We start from the raw sequence: 4,055 nt of genomic DNA, 5'->3' as shown, positions 1-4,055 counted from the left end.
CAGCGCCCCCCGGAGAACCCCGCCTCCGCGAAAGCCTGCCGGGCCAGCCTCTGGTGCTCGGGCTCGACGTCGACGCTCGTCAGCGTGCCGTCGGTACGCATGCCGCGCAGCAGCCACAGGCCGGAGACGCCGCACCCCGTGCCGATCTCCACGACCGACTTGGCGTTGACGGCGGTGGCGAGGAAACACAGTGCCGCCCCGCCGCCGGGAAGGACGGGTGTGGCCCCCATCTCCAGCCCGCGCTGCCGCGCCGCGTGGATGATCTCATCCTCGTGATGAAACTGCTCCGCATAGGCCAGAGTGGCCTCCACCTGACTGGTCATCGGCCGCCTCCCCCCACTTTCGTGCGATTGGTCGCAAAGGGTCAAACAGGTGATTGGCACCGATCGCAGCCTAGGGGAGACACGCCGGGACGGGAACTCAGGAGGGTCTCGAGGCGTTGCAGGTTTAAACGGGCTTTGCCGGTCCGGAAGGCAGGCAGTGCGCACGAAGGGACGAAACCAGGCACTATGGCGATAGCGGTGGTCCCAGAGAGAGGAGTTCTGGTGGACGAGAGCGACCACCAGACGGATACTCCCGTGTCGTCTGACTGGACGCCTCCTACGTGGGAGGAAGTCGTGCGGACGCATTCCGCACGCGTGTATCGGCTTGCGTACCGGCTGACCGGCAACGTTCACGATGCCGAGGATCTCACTCAGGAGGTCTTCGTCCGGGTTTTCAGGTCGCTGTCGAGCTACACCCCCGGCACGTTCGAGGGGTGGCTGCACCGGATCACGACGAACCTTTTCCTCGACATGGCGCGGCGCAAGCAGCGCATCAGGTTCGAGGGACTGGCCGACGACGCCGCCGAGCGGTTGCGTGGCCGGGAGCCGTCACCGGCGCAGGCGTTCGACGACGCCCACCTGGAGCCGGACATCCAGGCCGCCCTCGACGCACTCGCACCCGAGTTCCGGGCCGCGATCGTGCTGTGCGACATCGAGGGCCTGTCCTATGAGGAGATCGCGGCCACGCTCGGCGTCAAGCTGGGGACGGTCCGAAGCCGTATTCACCGTGGCCGGGCGCAGTTGCGGGAGGCGCTCGACCATCGGGCCCCGCGCAATTCTCAACTCCCCCCGACCGTGATCCGTGGGGAGGAAGTCTGATATGGCTCATCTTGGAGAACGTCTTTCCGCGCTCGTCGACGGAGAGCTCAACCACCACGAACGCGAGCGCGCGCTGGCGCATCTGACCTTCTGCGCTGACTGCCGGCGTGAGGTCGAGTCGATGCGGGCGCTGAAGTCGCGCCTGCGCTCGCTCGACGGCCCGGCGATGCCGGCCGATCTGACGATGTCCCTGCTCCGGATGGCGGAGCCGGGCGGGCCGCTACCGCCGAGGGAGCGCCCTTTCCCCGCGCGTACGTTCGGGGGAGTGCCGATCCCTGGGCCGCACAGCATCGCCCCACTGGACAACCGCCCGCGCAGGGACGCGAATGGCGGGGCTTCGGGCCCTGGACGCGCTGGTAGGCGGCGCACCACCTACGTCGCGGTCGGTGTGGTCTCGGCCGCCGTGGCGCTCGGGACCTTCTTCGCCACCTCCGGCGCGGTGCAGGATCCCACCACACCGCCGGTCGAGTTGTGGAAGGTGCAGCAGTCGCCGACCAACTCGCCCTCGATCGCCACACCGTGACGTCCGGATATGCCGGTGATGGCCTGTGTTGGCGTAGTCGCCCGCTCTAAGGGCATACGATCTGGGTTCGGGATTTGTTACGTGTGGGCGGAACGACCTGTTTTATGACCCTCGTATGCCGCAAGAGTGAGGATTGCGGTGGCCGAGCCAAGGAGTGGTGAGAATTTTATGACCGACGAGACGCGCCCCACCGAAGGACGCACGCCGTCGGACTACCCCGAACCACTGGGGCGGCCGGAGTTCCTGCCCGCCGAGCACACGGCCGATCAGCCGGCCGGGCGGCCGGAGCCGCCCGCCTCGTTCGGCGCTTCGTGGGGCGACCCGTCGGGGCGTTCCGGCGCCGCCGGCGCGCCACCGTACGAGAACCGCCCGTACGAGGCGCCGTCCTACTCCACCGACAATCCGTACGCCGAGACGTCTTCGCACGGCTCGTACGGCGAGACCTCTCCGTACGGCGGGACGTCTGGCGGGACGTCTTCTCACGGTGGGACGTCTGGCGGGACGTCTCCCTACGGTGGGCCGGACAATGGCACGCGGTCTTATGAGAGCCCGTCCTACGGCGAGGCTTCGGACGGCGGCACCCGATCCTACGAGAGCCCTTCGTTCGGCCGTCCCGACAGTGGCCCTTCGTTCGGCCGTCCCGACGGCGGTCCTTCGTTCGGAGGGCCGGACAGCGGTCCTTCGTTCGGTGGGGCGAGCAGTGGTCCTTCGTTCGGTGGGCCGGACAGCGGGGGGCGGCCTTATGAGGGGCCGCCGTTCGGTGGGGGCGGCACGCCGCCGCCTCCGCCGCCGCGGGCGCTCGGTATGGGCTCCGGGTGGGCGCCGCCGCCTCCGGGCGGGCATGGATCGGGCGCGACGGGCCGGCGTGGTCCGGGCGTGGGCGTCCTGGTCGTCATCGCCGTGGTCATCGCCGTGCTGGCCTCGACGCTCGGCAGCGTCGGCACGTACGTGCTCACCAAGCCGAGCAGTAGCAACGACCCCTCCTACAGCCTCGGCCCGCTGCCGACGGGCGCCACCAACCGGGCACCGGACTCGGTGGCGGGCGTGGCCGCGCGGGTGCTGCCCAGCGTGGTCTCGCTCGAGGTCAACGGATCCAGCACCGAAGGGGCGTCCGGGTCCGGGTTCCTGATCAAGAACGGCTACGTGGTGACCAACAACCACGTGGTCTCCCTGGCCGCGCAGGGCAGCGGCAAGATCCAGATCATGTTCAACAACCGCAAGACCACTTCGGCCCGCATCGTCGGCCGGGACCCGGGTTCGGACCTGGCTGTGGTCAAGCCGGATGAGACGTTCGGCACCCCGGAGATCACCCTGGGCAACTCCGACCAGGTGGTGGTCGGTGACCCGGTGATCGCCATCGGCTCGCCGCTCGGCCTGACGGGCACGGTCACGACGGGCATCGTGAGCTCGCTCAACCGCCCGGTCATCGCCGGCGACGACACCGGCACCGTCAGTGAGGAGCCCGCGTACATCAGCGCCATCCAGACGGACGCCGCCATCAACCCCGGCAACTCGGGCGGGCCGCTGGTGAACAGCAGGGGCGAGGTCGTCGGCGTGAACTCGGCCATCGCCACCCTCAGCCGGTCGGCGAACAGCCAAAGCGGGAGCATCGGCCTGGGCTTCGCGATCCCGGTCAACCAGACGCGGCGGGTGGCGGAGGAGCTGATCAGCACAGGGCGCGCCAAGCGGCCGAAGATCGGCATCGTGCTGGACAAGGACTACCGGGGGCAGGGCGTGAAGATCGCGTCCGAGCCGGCCGCGGGGCGGCAGCCGGTGGATGCGGGCGGGCCCGCCGACAAGGCCGGGCTCAAGGCCGGTGACATCATCCTGGAGATCGACGGGCTGACGTTGCAGGACGGGAACGAGCTGATCGCGCTGATCCGGAGCAAGGCGCCGGGATCCAAGATCACCATCAAGTATCAGCGCGACGGCCAAGAACGCACTGCCACGCTGGTCGTGGTCTCCGAAGACGGTCCCACGCCGTCGCCATCATGATCTAGTTCTTTTACGGCGGGGCCACGTGGGCTCCAACCGCCGACGCTGGTGGCCCGCCCTCCAGGGGGACGGTTACCAGCTTCACCGGCGGGCCGCCGTTACGGCGTCCGGGCACTGGTGTCTTCGGGCCCATCCTGGGCGCCGTTCCCTTGCGCCGGGCTCCACCGCACGCCGTCTCGCCGACCCGGCGCCCGGGAGGGCCTGGGGCGGCGTGGGGTCCCTGACCGGCGCTCGCGTCCCCGGCTTCGGTCATCGTCTGCGTCTGCGTCTGATCGTCCGTGTCCGGCTGACTGGGGCGCGGTCTGCCGCGTGTGGCGGGCTGCCTGGCGTCCCGGTATGCCGCGTGTGGGCGGCTGTGTGCGGTCGTCCGGTTATGCGGCTGGGCGGCTGTGGGC

General features: G+C 69.6%; 4 protein-coding genes. 3 read left to right on the top strand and 1 reads right to left on the bottom strand.

Annotation, left to right across the window (positions count from 1 at the left end; all coding sequences use genetic code 11):
* On the bottom strand, positions 1 to 323 hold a 323-nt coding region (locus tag ETD86_RS52990), incomplete at its 3' end, for an O-methyltransferase (RefSeq protein WP_211370898.1).
* A 186-nt stretch (positions 324 to 509) separates the two neighbouring features.
* Between ETD86_RS52990 and sigE the strand changes: the two genes are divergently transcribed.
* From sigE to ETD86_RS52975, 3 genes are all read left to right on the top strand, one after another.
* A complete protein-coding gene (sigE, locus tag ETD86_RS52985; protein WP_138674178.1) occupies positions 510 to 1,142 on the top strand; it encodes an RNA polymerase sigma factor SigE in 633 nt (210 codons plus the stop codon).
* 1 nt (position 1,143) lies between these two features.
* Entirely contained in the window at positions 1,144 to 1,665 is a 522-nt protein-coding gene (locus ETD86_RS52980) for an anti-sigma factor family protein (RefSeq protein ID WP_138674177.1), read from the top strand.
* A gap of 168 nt (positions 1,666 to 1,833) precedes the next feature.
* Positions 1,834 to 3,660, top strand: a complete 1,827-nt coding sequence (locus ETD86_RS52975; protein WP_138674176.1) for a trypsin-like peptidase domain-containing protein — start codon at positions 1,834 to 1,836, stop codon at positions 3,658 to 3,660.
* The last annotated feature ends 395 nt before the right edge of the window (positions 3,661 to 4,055 follow it).

Origin of the sequence: Nonomuraea turkmeniaca (assembly GCF_005889735.1) — a bacterium.
Lineage (GTDB): Bacteria > Actinomycetota > Actinomycetes > Streptosporangiales > Streptosporangiaceae > Nonomuraea > Nonomuraea turkmeniaca.
The sequence above is the reverse complement of the archived record's forward strand: the minus strand, read 5'-3'. Positions and strand labels throughout refer to the sequence as shown.

Bases quoted from the DNA above. Each gene is read 5' to 3' on its own strand.
- sigE (WP_138674178.1), top strand. From the start codon at position 510: ATGGCGATAGCGGTGGTCCCAGAGAGAGGAGTTCTGGTGGACGAGAGC.
- ETD86_RS52980 (WP_138674177.1), top strand. From the start codon at position 1,144: ATGGCTCATCTTGGAGAACGTCTTTCCGCGCTCGTCGACGGAGAGCTC.
- ETD86_RS52975 (WP_138674176.1), top strand. From the start codon at position 1,834: ATGACCGACGAGACGCGCCCCACCGAAGGACGCACGCCGTCGGACTAC.